Annotated in this window: 17 protein-coding genes, 1 other RNA gene and 1 pseudogene; 11 read left to right on the forward strand and 8 right to left on the reverse strand. The window is 54.9% G+C overall.

Annotated elements, in window-relative coordinates; genetic code table 11:
* The first annotated feature begins 132 nt into the window (after positions 1-132).
* The 4 genes and pseudogenes from SIB58_RS07560 to SIB58_RS07575 all read left to right on the forward strand — a co-directional run.
* A complete protein-coding gene (locus tag SIB58_RS07560; RefSeq protein WP_074159316.1) occupies positions 133-204 on the forward strand; it encodes a Nif11 family protein in 72 nt (23 codons plus the stop codon).
* 336 nt (positions 205-540) lie between these two features.
* Complete coding sequence (locus SIB58_RS07565; protein ID WP_066907675.1) at positions 541-771, forward strand: Nif11-like leader peptide family natural product precursor; 231 nt, start codon at positions 541-543, stop codon at positions 769-771.
* Positions 772-1,034: 263 nt separating this feature from the next.
* On the forward strand, positions 1,035-1,256 hold the full coding sequence (locus tag SIB58_RS07570; protein ID WP_231857076.1) for a Nif11-like leader peptide family RiPP precursor: 222 nt from the start codon (positions 1,035-1,037) through the stop codon (positions 1,254-1,256).
* 102 nt (positions 1,257-1,358) lie between these two features.
* Positions 1,359-1,547 (forward strand): annotated as a pseudogene (locus SIB58_RS07575) (Nif11-like leader peptide family natural product precursor); the annotation flags it as partial.
* Positions 1,548-3,122: 1,575 nt separating this feature from the next.
* Here the strand turns inward: SIB58_RS07575 and SIB58_RS07580 are convergent.
* The 4 genes from SIB58_RS07580 to SIB58_RS07595 form a co-directional block, all read right to left on the reverse strand.
* Entirely contained in the window at positions 3,123-3,479 is a 357-nt protein-coding gene (locus SIB58_RS07580; RefSeq protein ID WP_231857070.1) for a hypothetical protein, read from the reverse strand.
* Positions 3,480-3,528: 49 nt separating this feature from the next.
* Positions 3,529-3,712: non-coding RNA, 6S RNA (gene ssrS / locus SIB58_RS07585), on the reverse strand.
* A gap of 1 nt (position 3,713) precedes the next feature.
* A complete protein-coding gene (locus SIB58_RS07590; RefSeq protein WP_067325437.1) occupies positions 3,714-4,880 on the reverse strand; it encodes a 5-(carboxyamino)imidazole ribonucleotide synthase in 1,167 nt (388 codons plus the stop codon).
* Between the two features lie 52 nt (positions 4,881-4,932).
* The gene (locus SIB58_RS07595; RefSeq protein ID WP_156486519.1) at positions 4,933-5,829 is read right to left on the reverse strand and encodes a carbohydrate ABC transporter permease; all 897 of its coding nucleotides are present in this window, start codon (positions 5,827-5,829) and stop codon (positions 4,933-4,935) included.
* A gap of 76 nt (positions 5,830-5,905) precedes the next feature.
* On the opposite strand from SIB58_RS07595, the gene aroB reads away from it, so the two are divergent.
* On the forward strand, positions 5,906-7,039 hold the full coding sequence (gene aroB / locus SIB58_RS07600; protein WP_066907687.1) for a 3-dehydroquinate synthase: 1,134 nt from the start codon (positions 5,906-5,908) through the stop codon (positions 7,037-7,039).
* On the opposite strand, the gene SIB58_RS07605 is transcribed toward aroB, so the two are convergent.
* Positions 7,040-8,248 carry a class I SAM-dependent methyltransferase gene (locus SIB58_RS07605; RefSeq protein WP_067325434.1) on the reverse strand — a complete coding sequence of 403 codons (1,209 nt, stop codon included), beginning with the start codon at positions 8,246-8,248 and terminating at the stop codon, positions 7,040-7,042.
* 50 nt (positions 8,249-8,298) lie between these two features.
* Here SIB58_RS07605 and SIB58_RS07610 point away from each other — a divergent pair, with 50 nt between their 5' ends.
* Complete coding sequence (locus SIB58_RS07610; RefSeq protein WP_197461088.1) at positions 8,299-9,093, forward strand: TPM domain-containing protein; 795 nt, start codon at positions 8,299-8,301, stop codon at positions 9,091-9,093.
* Positions 9,094-9,114: 21 nt separating this feature from the next.
* Here the strand turns inward: SIB58_RS07610 and SIB58_RS07615 are convergent, their stop codons facing one another.
* The 3 genes from SIB58_RS07615 to SIB58_RS07625 form a co-directional block, all read right to left on the reverse strand.
* Positions 9,115-9,855 carry a glycoside hydrolase family 104 protein gene (locus SIB58_RS07615; protein WP_066907695.1) on the reverse strand — a complete coding sequence of 247 codons (741 nt, stop codon included), beginning with the start codon at positions 9,853-9,855 and terminating at the stop codon, positions 9,115-9,117.
* Positions 9,856-10,104: 249 nt separating this feature from the next.
* Positions 10,105-11,199: a hypothetical protein gene (locus tag SIB58_RS07620; RefSeq protein ID WP_067325431.1), complete on the reverse strand. Its 1,095-nt coding sequence runs from the start codon at positions 11,197-11,199 to the stop codon at positions 10,105-10,107.
* On the reverse strand, positions 11,193-12,038 hold the full coding sequence (locus SIB58_RS07625) for a TIGR04168 family protein (RefSeq protein WP_066907817.1): 846 nt from the start codon (positions 12,036-12,038) through the stop codon (positions 11,193-11,195). The genes SIB58_RS07620 and SIB58_RS07625 overlap by 7 nt, the downstream gene beginning before the upstream one ends.
* 63 nt (positions 12,039-12,101) lie before the next feature.
* Here SIB58_RS07625 and nadA point away from each other — a divergent pair, with 63 nt between their 5' ends.
* Genes nadA through SIB58_RS07650 form a run of 5 tightly spaced genes read left to right on the forward strand, consistent with a single transcriptional unit; the run spans position 12,102 to position 18,684 of the window.
* Positions 12,102-13,034, forward strand: coding sequence for a quinolinate synthase NadA (gene nadA, locus SIB58_RS07630; protein WP_066907701.1), 933 nt, complete (start codon positions 12,102-12,104; stop codon positions 13,032-13,034).
* Positions 13,035-13,087: 53 nt separating this feature from the next.
* Positions 13,088-14,065, forward strand: a complete 978-nt coding sequence (locus SIB58_RS07635) for a ligase-associated DNA damage response exonuclease (protein WP_067325428.1) — start codon at positions 13,088-13,090, stop codon at positions 14,063-14,065.
* Positions 14,066-14,085: 20 nt separating this feature from the next.
* On the forward strand, positions 14,086-14,457 hold the full coding sequence (locus SIB58_RS07640) for a DNA ligase (RefSeq protein WP_231857072.1): 372 nt from the start codon (positions 14,086-14,088) through the stop codon (positions 14,455-14,457).
* A 25-nt stretch (positions 14,458-14,482) separates the two neighbouring features.
* Positions 14,483-16,192, forward strand: coding sequence for an ATP-dependent DNA ligase (locus SIB58_RS07645; RefSeq protein ID WP_066907707.1), 1,710 nt, complete (start codon positions 14,483-14,485; stop codon positions 16,190-16,192).
* Positions 16,193-16,248: 56 nt separating this feature from the next.
* A complete protein-coding gene (locus tag SIB58_RS07650; protein WP_066907822.1) occupies positions 16,249-18,684 on the forward strand; it encodes a ligase-associated DNA damage response DEXH box helicase in 2,436 nt (811 codons plus the stop codon).
* Positions 18,685-18,748: the final 64 nt, after the last annotated feature.

Consider the following 18,748-nt stretch of genomic DNA (forward strand, 5'->3'; position numbering starts at 1 on the left):
CGTTTCTTATTGCTTCAATAGCCTAGCTAATCCCATAAATTAGGCTCAATACCTGGGAATTGAGCGCTGTAAGTATTAGCTAAAGTCAGCGCAGCAGACCGTTTCTATATTTGCTCAATAGATCTCATACTCATGTCAGAAGATCAACTCAAAGCTTTCCTAGAAAGGGTTAAAAGAGACACCAGTCTTCGAGATAAGCTTTAGGCAGCAACCAGTTTTGATGAGGCAATCGCCTCAGCTAGAGATACCGGATTTTCTCTTTCTGTAGAAGACGTTCAGTCATCGATGACGGACGTTGAATTGGAAGCCATTGCTGGGGGAGGAGCAAGGACCAGTACTGGACTGTCCTACTGCTTTCGATCGATGAGTGTCCAAAGACCGTAGGAGGCAATTGCCCACGCTGAAAGGTACCTCACATATCGATATTGATTGTATCTTTGCTTTATCAAAGCTTCAAAAATAGTGTATGTTTTTGTTGAAGAGTGATTGCATCGGCACAATTAAGACTCGGTGCTATTTTTTTAAAGACTTCCGATACCCATGTCCCTAGAACAACTCAAAACCTTCCTTGAAAAAGTCAAAGGTGACTCCAATCTTCAGGAGAAACTAAAAGCAGCGAAGTCACCTGAAGATGTTATAGCTATTGCTAAAGAGCATGGCCATAAATTCAATTCAGATCACCTCAGCCAGCTCAGCAAAGAGGAGCTAGAGAGTGTGGCTGGTGGGGTGACACTAAAATACAAGAATTGGTGTTACTGTACCGCATTATAAACTGGATAGTTGAACAAGTTGTTGCATATTATGCTGTGGATTACCATAGAACAGCCTCCACACTGCACCCTAGACATTGAGAAAGGGTTCGTTGCTTCAATTACACCTATAAGCCGACAGATCTTCCTGCATTACTTAGCTCGAATCAGCGCAGTAAGTATTAATCAAAGACTTGTGAGCAGAAAGTTGCTATGACTGCTTAGGGCTCGGTACCCATGTCGCTAGAACAACTCAAGGCATTCCTGGAGAAGGTCTAGACAGACATCAGCCTTCAGGAGAAGCTCAAGTCTGAGCGTGTTGATGTTGTAGCTATTGCTAAGGCTGCTGGGTTTTCTACCAAGCCTGGCGACATAATTGCACTTCGAGAAAACATTTCTGAAAAAGAGCTAGAGGCTTTGCTTGGTGGTGCCGGATCTTGCAATCCTCAGGGCGGTGCGGATCCATTCTACGATTGGGATTTACACATTTGCATAAATCACAAATGACACAAAGCAAACTTCAATGACCGGCAAGATTGAGCAAAGTAAGTATTCGCCAAAGACACTGCAGCACATCGTTGCTAAAAATACTGAACAGACTTCATACACATGTCAGAAGAGCAACTCAAAGCCTTCCTTGAAAAAGTGAAGTCAGACACCAGTCTTCAGGAGAAGCTCAAAGGTTCTGCTGATGTTGACGCAGCTCTTGCAATTGCGAAAGAGGCTGGTTATACGATTTGCGCTGGCGACGTTCGGACGTCACTTTCAAATGATGAGTTGGAAGGCGTGGCTGGGGGGATACCGGGGGTTGCAACTACCCCTCAGTTGACCCATGTTTTGTCTAATCTAACTTCTCAAAATCCCGACTTTTTCAATGGCTTTGATTTCTTCAGCAGCCTGACTAATCCCATAGACAAACCTCCAATACCTGGTACGATTGAGCGCATTAACTATTTGCTAAAAACGCTTCAAGATATCGTTGCCATAACCGTTAAAGACTCCCAATATCCATATCAGAAGAGCACCTCGACCCTTTCTTGTTTTGCAATTGACGGTCGACAGCAACTCACGTCTAGAAAGAGCTGTTAGTTAGAAAAGCGGAGTTTACTCATAAGGGTCCATAAATCAGCCTTCAATAGCTGACGATAAGTCGCCACTAGTGAATATCAATATACTCCCTTATGTTAAGCTTCCTACTTCAATACTTGATATGACTTTTGAATGCTCTCAGCAACATCACTGTTTCCAGGATCGCTTGAAAGTCGTTCAAAAAAATAACCTAACGCCTCTTGTGCAACGACCTTTTTAACTTCGGCCATATACTGTCGCACATAAAATCATTCCTGCTACGTATACTGTCACAAAGTAACAAGCATCTTTCTTATCCATTCCTTCGGCTTTAGAAATCCCCCCGATAGCAATAGGACACTCAGTATCAAAAGAACTTTCATAGAGCTTATTGTTGAATGCATCCCTCAGTAATTGCGTCATTTCTGATAGACAGCATTGTTGCATCGTATGGCTCACCAACAGAAATAACGGCCTTCCTCCACTTCGCATAGCCACGTGGGTCTTATGTTTCATCAACCCATCCAGGAATAGATTCCATGGCTGCATCTCTTGAAGATTTCAGCTCGGCATACCTTTTGCCCATGGCATCACACTTGGCCCAATCGACCGCTTCGGAAGGCGTGGCTCCAATCAGAATAGATAATGCTGAAGCTGCACATCCGACTAATAGGCAAAACGGCTGAAATGAGCTTCTCATTGATTGTGGGTCTTTTTCTATTCATAGCAAGCTCCATCAAAAATAACAGAAATTTCTGAACCCTATTCGCGTATACAGCGGCGCTGAGATACACCATGGGCTCCCTCTTTGCTGTGGACAAGCTGCTAGCGCCAGGGGAAAGGCATCGATCATTGCCTTGCTCGTGCAAATTCCTTGACTTGTGCGCTGCAGCTGGGGCTGCACTAATAATTTCTGCGCTGGTAGCTGGAGGATAAAGCTAGTCGTGCCAATGCTTTTGTCGATTTTCTTTGGCGAATAGATCTGGCATCTAGCAGTGCTCACGTAACTTCACACGGAAGTCACGGCACAACCGCGTTGCGCCTGTTATTTATCTATTAAATGTTACTCTAATTGGCTATACCTAATGCTAATACTTATTGACAATTATTCTGATGTGCATCGCTATTTTGCTGTTGTCAGTGCGGACAACACCCCCGCTTTGCCAACAATATTGACAGTTACTCAGCGATACCTGGAAACCTCTGTGGCAAGCCTATATATAAATTAGGCATTCTACTATCGGTTACAAAAGCAGCGCCTTATAGACATCTTAGAGAGCATCACTAATCATCAATCAATATTGGTCAGCGCTTAATTCGCCCGACGCCACACCCAACAAGCAGACCAACAGCTCCGCCCATCGATGCTGCATTGAGTTGAGTCTTCTGCTTCGGGCTAAGGGTTTCACCAACCATGGTGATGAACGCAATTGCTGCGAGCAGTACAGCCCCGACAACACCAGCATCAAGGTGGTTGTTCTTTGAGGGCTCATCAGGTGAGCCGTTTTTACCGCCTCTCTTCACCGGTGGCTTTCCTGAAGGAGGGTTGGCATCGAGCTCACGTTCAATGCGTTCAAGTTCTTTTTCAGCCTCTCTTGCCATACCTGATTCCACTTCCTCGAAGGTATTCGGAAGCTTTGGGTAGTGGACTATCGACTTCATCCAACAGATGCAGTGGCGGCAAACTCTTGCTACCACTGCATTTGCTAATAGGTGGACCACCTGACCGTGCAAGCCCCAGCGTTCGACCTGGAGTTACCAGAAGGGGCGACAAAGCGAGGATTCGTTTCCGGCTACAAGGCCGGTCTACGGCACCTTCACGACAGTCACCCCAAGTCGAAAGAGAGTCAGATCAGAGCACTAGAGAAAGGCTGTCACCAACCAGGCAGTCCAACGTCAATTTAAGGGATTCGGCCAGACAGCACGTATTTGCTTCAGAAGGCTTTGAGCTTCCTCGCCACGAGCCTCGGAATCGGCTTGTTCAAGCAGCACAGTCACATGACCAACCTTCCTTCCAGGCATTTCCTCCTTCCCATACCAATGCAGGTGGCACCTGGGGATGGCCTCCAGCGCAGAAAGCCTTGACTTCAGCGGTTCGCTGCCCTCAGAAGACAGACCAAGAAGATTCACCATGAGCGCGCCTGGCACCACAAGATCCGATGCCGGCACTGGCAACTTTCCTGTAATGCAGAGCTGCTGATCGAACTGACTGCTGCTGCACGCCTCAATGGAGAAATGACCGGAGTTGTGTGTGCGTGGGGCGATCTCATTCACCATCAGACCCGCTGGCCCATAAAAGAACTCAAGCGCCATCACTCCCACGTAGTTGAGGCTTGTGAGCAGAGAAGCAGCAATGTTGTATGCGGTGGCTTCCAACAATTGCTCCGACTGTGCAGGAGCGAGAACCCAGTCACAAACCTGATTCTTCTGATGGGTTTCCACCAGTGGAAGGCTACGGATTCGTCCCTGCTGGTCACGACTGACCACCAGCGCCAGTTCACGTTCATAAGTGACCCAGGCTTCCAGCAACCAATCCTCAACTGAAACTCTGCTCAACAGTTCCTCAAGAGACTTGAGATCTGCGAGCACGCAGGTTCCCTTGCCGTCGTAACCGCCATGGGCTGCTTTCGCCATGACCGGAAACGTCCAGCCAGAGGGCAGAGTCGGTGAGTCGGTGTTGATCTCATCCAGAGCTATCCAAGCCGGACTTGGAATCGCCAGATCATCCAGCATTCGGCGTTGAGACAGCTTGTTCACCAACGGCAGCAGACTGTCAAGAGAAGGGGAAAACAGCACTCCATCTCGGTCCAGTGCCTGCAGGGCTTCAACGGGTATCCACTCATTCTCAAACGTGATGTGTTGGCAGCGCTTCAGCAATTCAGCAGTTGCAGCAGCATCTGTCGCTGCACCCAGGACTTGCCCCTGAGCGACAGACATCGCCGGATCCTGGCCGGATGCGCTTTGCACGATCACATCAATATTCCGCGACTGTGCTGCTTCACACAGCATCAATGCGAGCTGCCCACCCCCAACAACGCCAATTGTTCCGGCAGCGCTAGCCATGGCCACTGATCTCCTCCTCTGAAGCTTGCCATCCGACCCTTTGAGCAGTCGTCTAAATCAGTGACCGTTCCTCAGTGAAGGCAAACCTGATGGCCGTCAGCAGCAAAACAATCAGGAACAGGGCAAGACCAACAGTGCAGGCATAGCTGATCTCAAGCTCTGCAAAAGCCTGGTCATACACGTAATAAACAAGGGTTCTGGTTGAGTCGGCAGGTCCACCCTGCGTCATCAGAAACACCTCCTCAAAAACCTTGGTGGCAGCAATGGCTGACATCACTGCCACCAGAGTCACGTACGGACGCAGCAATGGAAGAGTGATGTCGAGATGTTTCCTCCAGCCTTCACTGCCATCCAATTCCGCGGCCTCGTAGAGCTCCCTGGAAATTCCCTGAAGACCTCCAAGAAAGATCACCATGTAATACCCCAGACCCTTCCAGAGGGTCACGAGCATCACCGATGGGAGTGCCAGCAGAGGGTTGGTCAGAAACTCAATGGGAATGAAGCCTGAGCCGATCAGTGCTTCGAGCCAGCCATTGATCAGGCCGTTCTCTGCGTACAGCCAACGGAAGGCGATGGCTGCGACAACGATCGACACCAGCACGGGTGTGTAGAACGCAGCTCTGAGCCAATGAATGCCAGGCAGAACCCGATTGACCAGTACGGCCAAGGCCAGGGCACCGACAACGATTGGCGGCACCACCCCCACGAGGTAGATGAGGGTGGTGCCCAGCACCCGATAAAACATCGGATCACCAGCAAGTCTGCGCAGGTTGGCCAGGCCGATGAATCGCAGCGGCTCTGACACATCAAGCCCTGTCTGCGTGAAGCTGATCAACAGAGCCATGGCTGCCGGAATCAACACCGAAAGACTCAGCAGTGTGAGCGCAGGCGCAAGAAAGGCCCAGGCTGTCAGTGTTGTCCGGCGATCTGGCCTGGAGACAGAATTCATCAAACTCAAAGGCATCGGGCTGAGGATAGGGTCAGTCGATCGAATCGCCTGCGGATTGCCACCGCAGCATCGGCCCATGAGCACGCGCACAGCGCAGGCAGCTGAGTTGCAGGAACGAACCAGGATCACGGTTGCCCTCGAGATCAACCCCTATGACGTGATCATCGGCAGCTCCATGGTGGGAGCGATCGGAAGCGCTCTCAACGACCTATCGATTCGATCCGGCACCAAGATTCTTGTGGTCAGCAATCCTGATGTCGCCGGTCCCTACGGCGACAGCTGCCTGAACGGACTCAGAGCTGCAGGCTTCAACCCTGTGCTGCTGGAAATCGAAGCGGGCGAAGAACAAAAAACACTGCAAACACTCAGCTTGATCCTCGACAAGGCACAGCAGGAGGGTCTTGAGCGCACCTCCCTGATGCTGGCACTGGGAGGTGGCGTTGTCGGTGACATGACTGGCTTCGCAGCCGCATGCTGGCTACGCGGCATCGGCATCGTTCAGGTTCCGACCACTCTCCTGTCGATGGTGGATGCCTCCATCGGTGGCAAGACCGGTGTAAACCATCCAAAGGGAAAGAATCTGATCGGAGCCTTCCACCAGCCACGCCTGGTGGTGATTGATCCTCTGACACTGAACACGCTTCCTGTCAGGGAATTCCGGGCTGGAATGGCGGAAGTGATCAAATACGGAGTGATTGGAGACCCCGACCTGTTCAGGCGTCTGGAAGAAGCCTCTGACCTCTCCGATCCTGCAGCCATGGATCCGACGTTGCTCCACGACATCCTTGTGCTCTCAGCGGAAGCCAAGGCATTGGTGGTCGCCGACGATGAAAGGGAAGGGGGCCGCCGCGCAATCCTTAACTACGGCCATACCTTCGGACATGTGGTTGAGACCCTGACCGGATACGGAACGTGGCTGCATGGCGAAGCCGTGGCGATCGGCATGGCAGCAGTTGGGCGCCTCGCCGTCCAGAAAGGTCTGTGGTGTGAAGCTGATCAACAGCGCCAGCTGAAACTCATCGAGAAGGCCGGTTTACCCATGGCCTGGCCGCCCCTTGATCAGGAAGCCGCAGTGCGGACCTTGCAAGGCGATAAAAAGGTTCGGCACGGGCGACTGCGTTTCGTCCTGCCGACAAGGATCGGCAACGTGATCATCAGTGACGAAATCAGCAACGAGGATGTCAGTCGCTGTCTTGCATCCCTGAACTGATCAGCTCGGTTCGCGCAGGAAACGACTGTCGAGGAGTCCATTGTCCGCTGCAGTTGGTGCGTTGCGCAGAAAGGCGAACCAACGCAGCTCACCAAGACAACTGGGGTCGACAAGTCTCAGCAGGGCTTCTCTTCGACGCAGTGCTTCAGCCAGCTGATCCGCAGGCAGCTGCTGCAGTGCTGTCAGCCGCTCCGCCAGGCCCAACGCAAGCAGCGCTTCTCCTTGACGGCACTGGCCGGCAAAAATCCAGCCAGCCTCTGAGGCAGCTCCAACAAGGGATTCCAGGCACAGGTGAGCGGTGATGTCCTGACAACCCGCATCACGCAGAACATCAGATGATGCCTGTTGGCATTTGTAGGCCACAAGCGTTCCATCAACACGCCGAGGGTTGTAGTAGCGGCTTGACTCCAGGGCATAATCCACCACCAGCAACAGGCCATCGTTCATGGCTGCAAAGGCCTGCTTCATCCAGGGCTGAACGGAGTGATGCCATTCCGTCGTCCATCCCTCCATGGCTCCCCTTGGCGGCAGGTTGAGAGCATCACGATCCGCATACTCCCTGATCTGCTCCTGCAGTGGCGGTGGCAATGGATCGTCATCCCACCTCAGCAGGGGGACCGATGCTTCTGATGTCTCGAGAGTGACCATCTGACGCCGGAGCGATCCACCTCTCAGGATGAGACGTTCAACCGGCAGAGCATCAAGTAGCTCATGGGCCAGCATGATGCCGTTGACCGGTTCAGCCACAAGGTCCTGCATGGAAGACCAGCGGCAGGGAATATTGCCCACTGACTGGAGACGCTCCCTTTGGCGGAGCTGCATCCCGGGGTTGATTTCAATGAGCACACACTCCAGGCGCGACAGCCATTCAGCTTCTGAAGCCTGGAGAAGGGGGATCAACTGAGCGATCAGATCACCTTCACCTGGCCCCACATCCACGATTGACAGCAGGGAATCTGGATGGCGAGCCGCCAGATCCTCAAGCCAATCGGTCAGCTGATGAATCAGAAGGCCGGCGAAATCTTCACCGAGAGATGGAGACGTGACGAAATCTCCAGCCGTGCCCACATGCAGTTGACCACTTCCGTAGGCGCCGTGATCCGGGTCATGCAGTGCCCATTCCATGAAGGTGGAGAAGGGCACCCGCAGGCCATGTTGTTGCAGTCGTTCCCGCAGCCATTCGGGGCAGGGCACATCAAAGGCCTTCATGTGGTGAGAATGGCGTGCATTCGCTCTGAATCATGGGTGTCCAAGCAATGATGAGTGGCTTAAAGGCCCTGTTGAGCCTGTCGGTCCTGCTGGTGATGTTCGCCGCGCCTGCCGCTGCAATCGACAATCCAGAACTGCTCCCGGACCATCCGACGCCGGTGATTGACCTTGCCAAGGCTTTGAGTCAGACGCAGCGCCAGTCACTGGAAACCTCTCTCGACGCCTTTGAGCAACGCAGCGGCTGGAAGCTGAGAGTGCTGACGCAATACGAGCGAACTCCGGGACTAGCCGTGAAGGACTTCTGGGGGCTTGATGAACGCAGCCTGCTGCTGGTGGCGGATCCGCGTGGGGGCAATCTGCTCAACTTCAATGTGGGCGATGCCCTGTTTGCGCTGATGCCACGCACGTGGTGGGTTGAACTACAGACCCGCTACGGCAATCAGTTTTATGTGAAGGATCACGGAGAGGACGGCGCCATCCTGGCGGCACTGGATGCGGTGGAACTCTGCTTGGATCGTGGCGGATGCCAGGTTGTACCGGGCCTGCCGACGGAACAGTGGCTCTGGACGCTCAGCACCTCAATCCTGGGTGGTCTGATTGCAGGCTTCGCGGCCTATCCACGCAAAGAAGGTGAGCGAATTGCCTGGGGCTGGCTGCTGTTGCTCTCGCCGCTGTGGGTGATGCTTTTCGGAGTGTTCGGCGTTGGGCCCGTGGTGACGCGCACCAGTGAGTTGTTACCGCTGATTCGCAACGGCATGGGATTCATGGCTGGAGGAATCGGTGCCTATCTGATCGCCGGAGCGACGGTTGGACGCAAACTGAACGAATCCAACCAGGATGGCTGAGTCATGCGGGAAGCCTCAGGGCTACTTGCAAGAGAAAGCTGGACCTAGGCAATCTGAAACAGCATCTAGGTTGGCTCGACCGGATTCCTGTGCCGAAAGAGCTAAGCGACGCTCATCACGAATCTTGCGCAACTGGGCAAGATTCACGTTGAAAAATCCTTGCAGATTGGCAAATCGCTTCACAGGTTGTCCGTAATAACTTCTTCCACGCAATGTGGGAAAGGAAGCCCACTCGGGAGCCAACTTCGCGGCAAGGTGCGGACTCATCACACCGCTGTCAGTCAGCTTCAGAGCTTTACGTCGTTGAATCAGAAAAAGCGCACCCTGGTCCTGAACTTCGGGACCAAACCCTCTGACGCCTAGACGGCGTTTGACCATATCCCAAGTGAATGGCATGAACTGGTATGCACCAGCAGCAGCACTTGCGTAACGGGAGGAATAGATCACACGGTTGGGGTGTCGATCCATGGATGGCATCAGACCACCGCCGAACATGACGCGATAGCCAAGATCATGACCACCCTTCCAGGTGCCTTCCGCGAAGCGAATCGTATTGAGCATCGCGCGACGCTCAGGAGTAATGACGTAAGGAAGAGCCGAAGTCTTGGCATCTTCCTCAAGCATCACCAGCCTGGAACGGGAGCTTTCCAATGCAGGAAGAGCTGCACGTGACTCTGGAGCAGGGAGAATGGTGAGCAGTGGAACAACACTTGCAACAGCGCCTGGAATACAACGACAGGCGGTGAGAGCAAGGGAAGTCATACGGAACAATCAAAGAACAAAACCGCACATCGACATCACAAGGGAAGTGAGCTCAATGCCTGATTCGTTGGATTCAATGAATCCAGTGCTGCAAAACACGGGCAAACTGTGTCGAACCGATCCCATCGATCACAGGGGCCCTGTGACAGGCGGACGATCGTCATGGGGGTCTGTGCGTGGCAAACCAGGCGCAAAAGTCCAGGGACAGAAATGCTTTGAAGCGCAGATAAGCTGACTTAATTGAAAAAATCAGCCTTGCTTAACAGTGTTGGCTGCGACCAAGTGAATCGCCTCGGCAGCTTGGACGGCCCCGGCGGCTTTCAGAGGCTCACCAGCAGCAGGTTCCAGAGGCTGATCCAGCTTCCAATCACCTTGTTCCAGGGATTGCCGAGTGAGGATCCTGTGTGCCGCATGCCTTCGCAAACCGTTCATCAGTGCTGACGCTTCAGCAAATCCCTGACGTTCCACCACGTGAAGTCCGAGACCACAGGCCATCGCCTCACAAAAACTGCTGAATCCTGGCTTGCCGAGAAGTCGATCACAGAACGGCATCACATCCAGAAATCGGAGCGTTTCAGGCAAGAGCAGAACATTCGAGATCTGAGCAAGCTGCTCGAGCAACCTGGAATCCTGGGGTGCAGGCAAGAGGAACAGACGTTCAGGCCAGCGCGTGAAAAGGTCAGGTCGAAGGGCAAAGCCAAGACCACCAAAACCCACCAGCACTTTCTTTCGAACATCAGCGCGAAGACGCCGCTCCAGATCCAATGGCAACGACCTTGGATCTGCTGACACAAGACCGAGCGCCTGTTCAGGCAGCGACCAATCCATGGCTAACGACAAGGGACAGCGCAGCAGAAGCGATCCGCACTGGTATGCCGATGTGGCTCTGTCGGCCCAGGCAAGAAAGGCACCACCAAGGGGTGCATAAATCTCATCCCAACCAAAGTTGCCCATCCAGACCAGAGGGGCACTCAGCTGGCGGGCAAGCTCAGCTGCAGCAGGGGGAATATCAGCGACAACAACACACTGGCTGTCTTGTGAGCGAATCCAGTCAACCTCGCGTTGCACCCGCTTCGGGAGGTCGTTCTCGAGTTGCTGAAGAGCTTGCAGTGTGGCCTGCTGATCGATACCCAGGGCATCGGCCTGCAGCATGCCCACATCCCAGCGAACCGATCGTCTGCTGACTGGAACATCGCGCAGTACAAGAGCGAGAAAGGCTTCATCCACGCTCGAACTGATCACCAGATGCCAGTCGGGCCGGAGTCGGTGCAACTGAATGAGAACAGCAGCCTGACGGGCAGCATGGCCGTAGCCATGGGTACTGACGCAGACATAAATCAACATGGCGACTGCCCTGTCATGGCAGCACGAAGCAGCGTCTGTTCATAGATCAGTTCACCACTGGGTCGGTACCAACGGTGACTGATCAACGCTGGTTCAGTCCCTGCGAACTCGACCCAGGTGAGGTGATGCAGCGGCTGCCCGGATTGATCCAAACCAACTCTTGGCACGCATGCAGCATTCACGAAGCAGGTGCCTCTGCGGTCCCGGTGAAAAGTAATCCTTTCTCCGCGTTGTCCCTTGAGCTGATGGTGCATGTGGCCAAACACCACAAGGTCTGCTGGACGAGTTTGCTGCATGCGATCCAGAGCCAAAGCCAGATCCCGATCACCCCAGTCGATATGAGGTTGCTTCCAGTCGCGACCACAGAGGCTGTTCGCCTCTGATCCCAGCCCCGTGGGACCCGAATGCGCCAGCACCACGAGTGGCCAGTCCGCGGGGGCCTTCCCGGCAGCATCAACGATCCAATCGGCCGATTGTGTTTCAGTGATTGGCCCGAACACCGCCTTTACGGCCTGCGAGAGGTGAAATCCACCCCCTGCGCTGCAAGGTCGGGCACCAACCACAGCCAGTCTGGGCTGGCTCCATTTCCTTAATGTCCATGGACAGTGCCGAGCACCCAGCATCGTGATCTGCTGTTGCAGCAGATCACCGCTTCTGTCGCGTCCACGGTCATGATTTCCAAGCAGGACGGCCACAGGCAGCGACAGCTGGGTGATGCTCTTGACCAGGCGCAGATCTCCATCACTGAGATCTCCAACAAAAAGGAGTGCATCCGGTTGCAGTCGCTCAATCAGATTCACATCTCCCTTCCCCCAGTCACCATGGAGGTCTCCGGCAATGGCAACACGGAGTGATGTCAGAACGACTTCTAGGCTGGTGCCATCCTGCCCCAGAAGGCCCCGATGAGCTCTGACACCGCACTCGTCGCGGCGATCAACCAGCTCCGCCAAGAACGCAATGCCGTGATCCTGGCGCACTATTACCAGGAGCCCGAAATTCAGGACATCGCCGATTTCATCGGTGACTCGCTCGAGCTGTCGAGGAAAGCTGCCAATACAGATGCTGACGTGATCGTGTTCTGCGGCGTCCACTTCATGGCGGAAACCGCCAAGATCCTCAGCCCTGAAAAAACAGTGGTGCTCCCCGATATCGATGCGGGCTGCTCACTGGCTGACGACTGTCCAGCCGATGAATTCGCCAGCTTTCGCGAGCGCCATCCGGATCATCTGGTGGTGAGCTACATCAACTGCACCGCGGCCGTGAAGGCCCAGAGCGATCTGATCTGCACCAGCAGCAATGCCGTGGATCTGGTGAAGCAGCTGCCCGAACAACAACCGGTGCTCTTTGCCCCTGACCGCAATCTCGGACGTTGGGTGGAGCGCCAGAGCGGACGCGAACTCACGCTCTGGCCCGGACGCTGTTTCGTGCATGAAACCTTCAGTGAAGAAGCCCTGCTCAAACTCAAACTGGAACATCCGGATGCAGAGGTGATCGCCCATCCGGAATGTCAGGAAAACCTCCTGGATCTTGCCGATTTCATTGGATCCACAAGCAAACTTCTGGTTCACTCTGAAACCAGTGAATCCAACACATTTATTGTTCTCACAGAACCCGGGATCCTGCATCAGATGAAGCAGCGGGTCCCAGAGAAGACGTTATTGGATGTCCCGGGCCTCGATGGCTGCAGCTGCAATGCCTGTCCCTACATGCGCATGAACAGCCTCGAAAAACTGCGCGACTGTCTTGAGAAACTCTCGCCGCAGATCACCATGGAGGAGTCGATTCGTTCCAAAGCGGAAGCACCGATCAGACGCATGCTCGCAATGAGCAAGTAACCACCTCAGGCGCCTGGGACACATCTGCAGATCAGGCTTGCCAGAGTTGATTCATGAACGTTCTTGAGCGAACTGACAGCGGTCTGTATTGCAGAGCAGCGGATGCCTGGATCGATCCCTCAAGGCCGGTATCGAGAGCCTTGATCACACACGCCCATGCCGATCACGCCATATCTGGTTGCGGCGAATACTGGGCTGTGGATGTCAGCGAAGGAGTGCTTCGTCAGCGCCTGGGCCGAGACATTACTCTCCACTGCATGCCTTATCGCCAGGAGTTCTGGCTCAATCAGGCGTGTTTGTCATTCCACAGCGCTGGTCATGTGCTGGGGTCCGCTCAGATCCGTGTGATGGTCGAAGATCAGGTCTGGGTGGTGACCGGCGATTACAAACGTTGCCCCGACCCCAGCTGCGAACCCTTTGAAGTCGTTCCCTGCGACGTGCTGATCACCGAAGCCACATTCGGGTTGCCGATCTATGCCTGGGAGTCGGGCAAGCAGGTGGCAGCACAGATCCGAGACTGGTGGCATGGAGACCGCGAACGCCCCTCGCTGTTGTTTTGTTATTCGTTCGGCAAGGCTCAGCGTCTGTTGGCAGAGCTCAACGCCATCGGTGTTGACGAGGAAGTGCTGCTGCACGGAGCCGTTGAAACTGTCACGCGCCATTACCGCGAAGCAGGAGTGGCCATGACGGCGAGCAGACCCGTGAGCGAACTGCCGCGCAAGGATTCTCTGGCGGGTCGACTGGTCCTGGCACCACCCTCGGCCCATCGTTCTGCCTGGATGCGGCGGTTCAGGTCACCGCAGACAGCCTTTGCCTCGGGATGGATGGCAGTGCGGGGTGCGCGACGGCGGCGGGGCTATGAGCGAGGTTTCGTCCTCAGCGACCACGCGGACTGGCAGGGATTGGTGCAAACGGTGCTGCAGAGCTGTGCCAAGACCGTGTACGTCACCCATGGGCAGAGCGATGTGCTGGCGCGCTTTCTACGCGAGCGATATGGACTCGACGCCAAACCACTCGATCAGCTCGACTGAACTAACCTCGAACTCCATTCTTGAAGCAACGTCCCGTCACCATGACGACCCGCAACTCTGCCTTGACCGGCCTCATGGTTTTGATCACCACGACCGCAGCACCCGTGCTCGCCCAGCAAACCACGATCACGATCGAGCAGATCAACACCGTGGTGTTCCCCGCTGATGGTGCGGCAGCGGCGAAAGCCATCTGCACAGGTCTGACGGACGGAGCACTCACGCGCGATCAGGTCGGAAACGCTCTCGCCCGTCTGCAGGGGGCTCTGAGTGAAAGTGGCGAATCCGAATCAGCAACGCGTTACGTGAAGGCTTTCAACGTCGCTTCAGCCGGGATCAACGACTGCAACGTCCAGGTGACGGGTCCCAGTGAGGACAATCTCTGGAATTACTAAGCAGGAGCCAGAGAGCCCTTTCGGCATGGATGCTTTCGCGGCTCTAATCGAGGAGCTGGATCAGATCACTGGAACGAAACGCAAGATTGATCTGATCGCTGGACATCTGCAGCGATCAGATGCTCATGACGCAGCCTGGTCGGTGTTGCTGCTGATGGGTGAGCGGCGCAAACGTTTGATCACCGGTCGACGGCTGCGCGACATTCTTCAGCAGGCGAGCGCAATGCCTGACTGGTTGTTCGATGACTGTCAGAGCCATGTCGGCGATTCTGCGGAAACCCTTTCGCTGCTCTGGCCACAACTGAGCAACGACATCCCGGCTCGTATTCACAACCCGGCCGTGACGACCTGGATTGATCAGCTCAGCAGCTCACCACCGCTGTACTGGTGGATGGAGGAACTGCTGCCTGCCGTCGCAGCGATGGAACCTGATCAACAAAGCAACATCGTGCTGGCGATCTGGGAGTCACTGCCTTGTGATCGTCTGTTTCTGTTCAACAAGCTGCTGACAGGCGGCTTCCGCATCGGCGTCGCCCGAGGATTGGTCGTGAAAGCGATCGCCACTGGATTTCAGCTCGAGGAAGCTCTGGTTCTGGAGCGACTGATGACACCGGGAGTGCCGTCAGAGCAATGGTTTCGCTCTCTGACTGCGATCGCCGACGGAGAACGCTCCAACAGAGGACCGGTGCCCTATCCGTTTTTTCTGGCCAGTCCGCTGAAACAGGACACGCTCGAGGCCAGCTCGGCATCGGAGTGGTGGGTGGAGCACAAATGGGATGGCATCCGCGGACAGCTGATTCAGCGCGAAAACGGAACCTACCTCTGGAGTCGTGGCGAAGAACTGATCAACGAGCAGTTCCCGGAACTGATTGACATGGCGGAAGCGATTCCCGCCGACACGGTGCTTGATGGCGAAGTCATCTGCTGGGGAGAGCTTGAGAAGCAACCCAGACCCTTCAGTGATCTGCAGCGGCGGCTCGGCCGCAAAAGCGTCGGCCGCAAACTGAGGCTGGAGTGTCCTGCGAGTTTCGTGGCCTATGACCTGCTGGAACGCAATGGAGACGATCTGCGCTCGAAATCTCTGCAGAAGCGGCTGGAACAACTCGGCGATCTTCAACAACGCATTGCTACCAGCTCGGAGGGGTGGCGTTGCCGACTCAGCAGTGGACAACGACTGCAACGTTGGGATCAGCTCGATCGACTGCGCCAAGAGGCCGTGGAGCAGGGTGCCGAAGGAGTGATGCTCAAACACTTGCAATCGCCCTATCTGAGTGGGCGCAAACGCGGACACTGGTGGAAACACAAACGCGATCCAATGACCCTGGATGCGGTGCTGATCTACGCACAGGCAGGGCGCGGACGTCGCGCCAACCTATTCACCGATTACACCTTCGCACTCTGGGACCAACAGTCGGAGCTAACCAGCAACCGTCAGTTGGTGACGTTCGCCAAGGCCTATTCCGGATTGAACGACGCCGAGATCCTCGAACTGGATCGATGGATCCGCCGTCACACGCGCGAACGCTTCGGTCCAACCCGCTCGGTGGACCCTGAACTGGTGTTCGAGATCGGATTTGAAGGCATTCAGGCCTCAAAGCGCCACAAGTGTGGCCTGGCAGTTCGTTTTCCCAGGATCCTGCGATGGCGGAGTGACCGCACGGCTGACAGCGCCAACACCATCGAAGATGCTCAAACGCTCTGCGATCAATTGGTTCAGCGAACGCGATCAACGTGAATCAGACGTCTCCAGAACAGTGCGATCGCAAGCAGCGCGACCCTGATCAACAGCAGATGCTCGCGCCGGTCCTGGACTGGTTTGAACATCAGGGGTGGGAACCACTTCCCTTCCAGACCCGCACATGGGAAGCACACCTGCTGGGGTTCAGCGGGCTGATCCAGGTGCCAACCGGTTCAGGGAAAACGTATGCCGCCGTGATGGGCCCAATCGCGCACATGCTCGAGACACCGGCTGAACAGTCGGGTGTCCGATTGCTCTACCTCACGCCACTGAGAGCACTGAGCCGTGACCTTGCGGTGGCACTGAAGCAACCGATCGAGACCATGGGCTGGCCCTTGCGAGTGGGGATCAGAAATGGAGATACCGCTACCGCTGAAAGGAACCGCCAGACCAGAACACCACCTGAAATCCTGATCACCACCCCGGAATCACTCTGCGTACTGCTGGCGGGTCGCCATTGCGAGGCGTTGTTCAGCACGCTTGAGACCGTGATCCTTGACGAATGGCATGAGCTAATTGGAAGCAAGCGTGGCGTGCAAACGGAACTGGCTCTCAGCTGGTTGCGACAACAACGCCCTCGGCTGCAGACCTGGGCCATCAGCGCAACGATCGGAAATCTCGAGGAATCGGCCCGGCATGCCCTGGGCGTGAATTGCGAGCCATGCCTGATCACTGGAGCCCCCAAGCGTGGGCTGGATGTCACAAGCATCCTTCCCGACAGCATCGATGGATTTCCCTGGGGCGGTCACCTCGGACTGAGGCGATACGAAGATCTGATCGGGCAAATGGAACCCTGCACCAGCACTCTGCTGTTCACCAACACCCGCAACCAGGCTGAGCGCTGGTTCCAGTGTCTGCGCTATGCCTGTCCTGAAATGGAAGGACTGCTGGCCCTCCATCACAGCGCCCTGGATCGCAGTGAAAGAGAGGCCATTGAAGCTGCTGTCAAAGCAGGGTCGATGCTCTGGGTGGTCTGCACCAGCTCCCTCGATCTGGGAGTGGACTTTCAACCCGTGGAGCGAGTTGTTCAGATCGGATCACCAAAAAATCTGGCACGCCTGCTGCAGCGTGCAGGACGCTCAGCGCACTTACCGGGTGGAACCTCAAAGGTGTTGTTCATGCCGACCAACGCCCTGGAACTGCTGGAGCTGAGTGCCGTTCGCCGCGGGCTTAACAACGGCATGGTGGAAGAGCGACGCCCACCCAACCAACCGCTGGATGTTCTGCTGCAACATCTGACGACGCTGGCATGTGGACCTGGATTCAGACCTGGCGAAACGCTTGCTGCCATTCAGAACACAAGCTCTTACAGAACACTGGAACAGAGTGACTGGAAATGGTGTCTGCGCTTTCTTGAACACGGAGGTGATTGCCTCAGTGCCTACCCCCGTTACCGAAAACTGCACAGTACGGATGACGGCCGTTTTGTCATTCGCGACAACGCCATCGCAAGACTGCATCGCTTCAACATCGGCACAATCACATCGGCTCCCGCAATCCGGGTTCGATATGTGCGGGGATCAGTATTAGGACATGTTGAAGAAACATTCATCAGTCAGCTGAAACCGAAGGATGTGTTCTTTTTCGCAGGACGTCAGCTGGAATTCGTGAGACTTCGCGACATGACGGCCTACGTGAAGACGACAACGAAAAAAAGCACAGCTGTTCCAGCCTGGGCCGGTGGACAGATGTCGCTCTCGGATCTGCTGACCCACCATTTGCGAGAAGAGGTTTCTAGAGCCAGACGTGGCGAACTGGACACACCGGAGCTCAGTGCGCTTGAACCACTGTTTGAACGCCAGATGGATCTGTCGACCCTGCCATCGAGTGAACAGTTGCTGATTGAAACCTGCCGCACACGCGAAGGCATGCATCTTTACGCCTATCCGTTTGAAGGCCGATTTGTGCATGAGGGCCTGGGGTTTTTATGGGCCACACGACTGACAAGACGCCATCGCGGCACGATCACGGTCTCGGTCAATGACTACGGTTTTGAACTACTGGCGCCCAGGGGATATCCCATGGATGACCTGCTGGAAGAGCATCTGGAGGAGCTACTCGACGACAATGATCTGGAAACGGATCTGGAACAGGCACTGAATCTTTCGGAGCTGTGTCGACGTCGTTTCCGTGGTATCGCCCAAGTTGCAGGTTTACTTGTTCAGGGCTTCCCTGGAAAGAGCAAAAGCGCTGGACAGTTGCAGATCAGCGGCTCACTGCTGTGGGAGGTGTTCAACAAACATGAACCCAACAATCTTCTTGTTCGCCAAGCGCGACAGGAAGTGCTGCAAGAGCAGCTTGAACTACCGCGGCTACGCAGTGCACTGAAAAGAATGCAACGCGGAGAAACACTGCACTGCCCTACGCCACGCCCGACACCACTGGCTTTTCCATTACTGGTGGAGCGACTGTCTTCTCGCCTATCGAACGAATCTCTTCTTGAGCGGATCCGGCGAATGCAGGAAACAGCCCTTCAAAACGAACAGTAGAGGCAGTTAAGATTCATCGACCTCATCGCCAATGACCAGGAAACATGAGGTCTCAGCTAAAGCG

Origin of the sequence: Synechococcus sp. MIT S9504 (genome assembly GCF_047497135.1) — a bacterium.
In the GTDB taxonomy this organism is placed as follows: domain Bacteria; phylum Cyanobacteriota; class Cyanobacteriia; order PCC-6307; family Cyanobiaceae; genus Synechococcus_C.

Coding starts and splice junctions, on each gene's coding strand:
- nadA (WP_066907701.1), top strand. CDS start 12,102: ATGAGCTCTGACACCGCACTCGTCGCGGCGATCAACCAGCTCCGCCAA.
- SIB58_RS07645 (WP_066907707.1), top strand. CDS start 14,483: ATGGATGCTTTCGCGGCTCTAATCGAGGAGCTGGATCAGATCACTGGA.
- SIB58_RS07620 (WP_067325431.1), bottom strand. CDS start 11,199: ATGTTGATTTATGTCTGCGTCAGTACCCATGGCTACGGCCATGCTGCC.
- SIB58_RS07610 (WP_197461088.1), top strand. CDS start 8,299: ATGAGTGGCTTAAAGGCCCTGTTGAGCCTGTCGGTCCTGCTGGTGATG.
- SIB58_RS07650 (WP_066907822.1), top strand. CDS start 16,249: ATGCTCGCGCCGGTCCTGGACTGGTTTGAACATCAGGGGTGGGAACCA.
- aroB (WP_066907687.1), top strand. CDS start 5,906: ATGAGCACGCGCACAGCGCAGGCAGCTGAGTTGCAGGAACGAACCAGG.
- SIB58_RS07605 (WP_067325434.1), bottom strand. CDS start 8,248: ATGAAGGCCTTTGATGTGCCCTGCCCCGAATGGCTGCGGGAACGACTG.
- SIB58_RS07595 (WP_156486519.1), bottom strand. CDS start 5,829: ATGAATTCTGTCTCCAGGCCAGATCGCCGGACAACACTGACAGCCTGG.
- SIB58_RS07615 (WP_066907695.1), bottom strand. CDS start 9,855: ATGACTTCCCTTGCTCTCACCGCCTGTCGTTGTATTCCAGGCGCTGTT.
- SIB58_RS07580 (WP_231857070.1), bottom strand. CDS start 3,479: ATGAAGTCGATAGTCCACTACCCAAAGCTTCCGAATACCTTCGAGGAA.
- SIB58_RS07635 (WP_067325428.1), top strand. CDS start 13,088: ATGAACGTTCTTGAGCGAACTGACAGCGGTCTGTATTGCAGAGCAGCG.
- SIB58_RS07590 (WP_067325437.1), bottom strand. CDS start 4,880: ATGGCTAGCGCTGCCGGAACAATTGGCGTTGTTGGGGGTGGGCAGCTC.
- SIB58_RS07565 (WP_066907675.1), top strand. CDS start 541: ATGTCCCTAGAACAACTCAAAACCTTCCTTGAAAAAGTCAAAGGTGAC.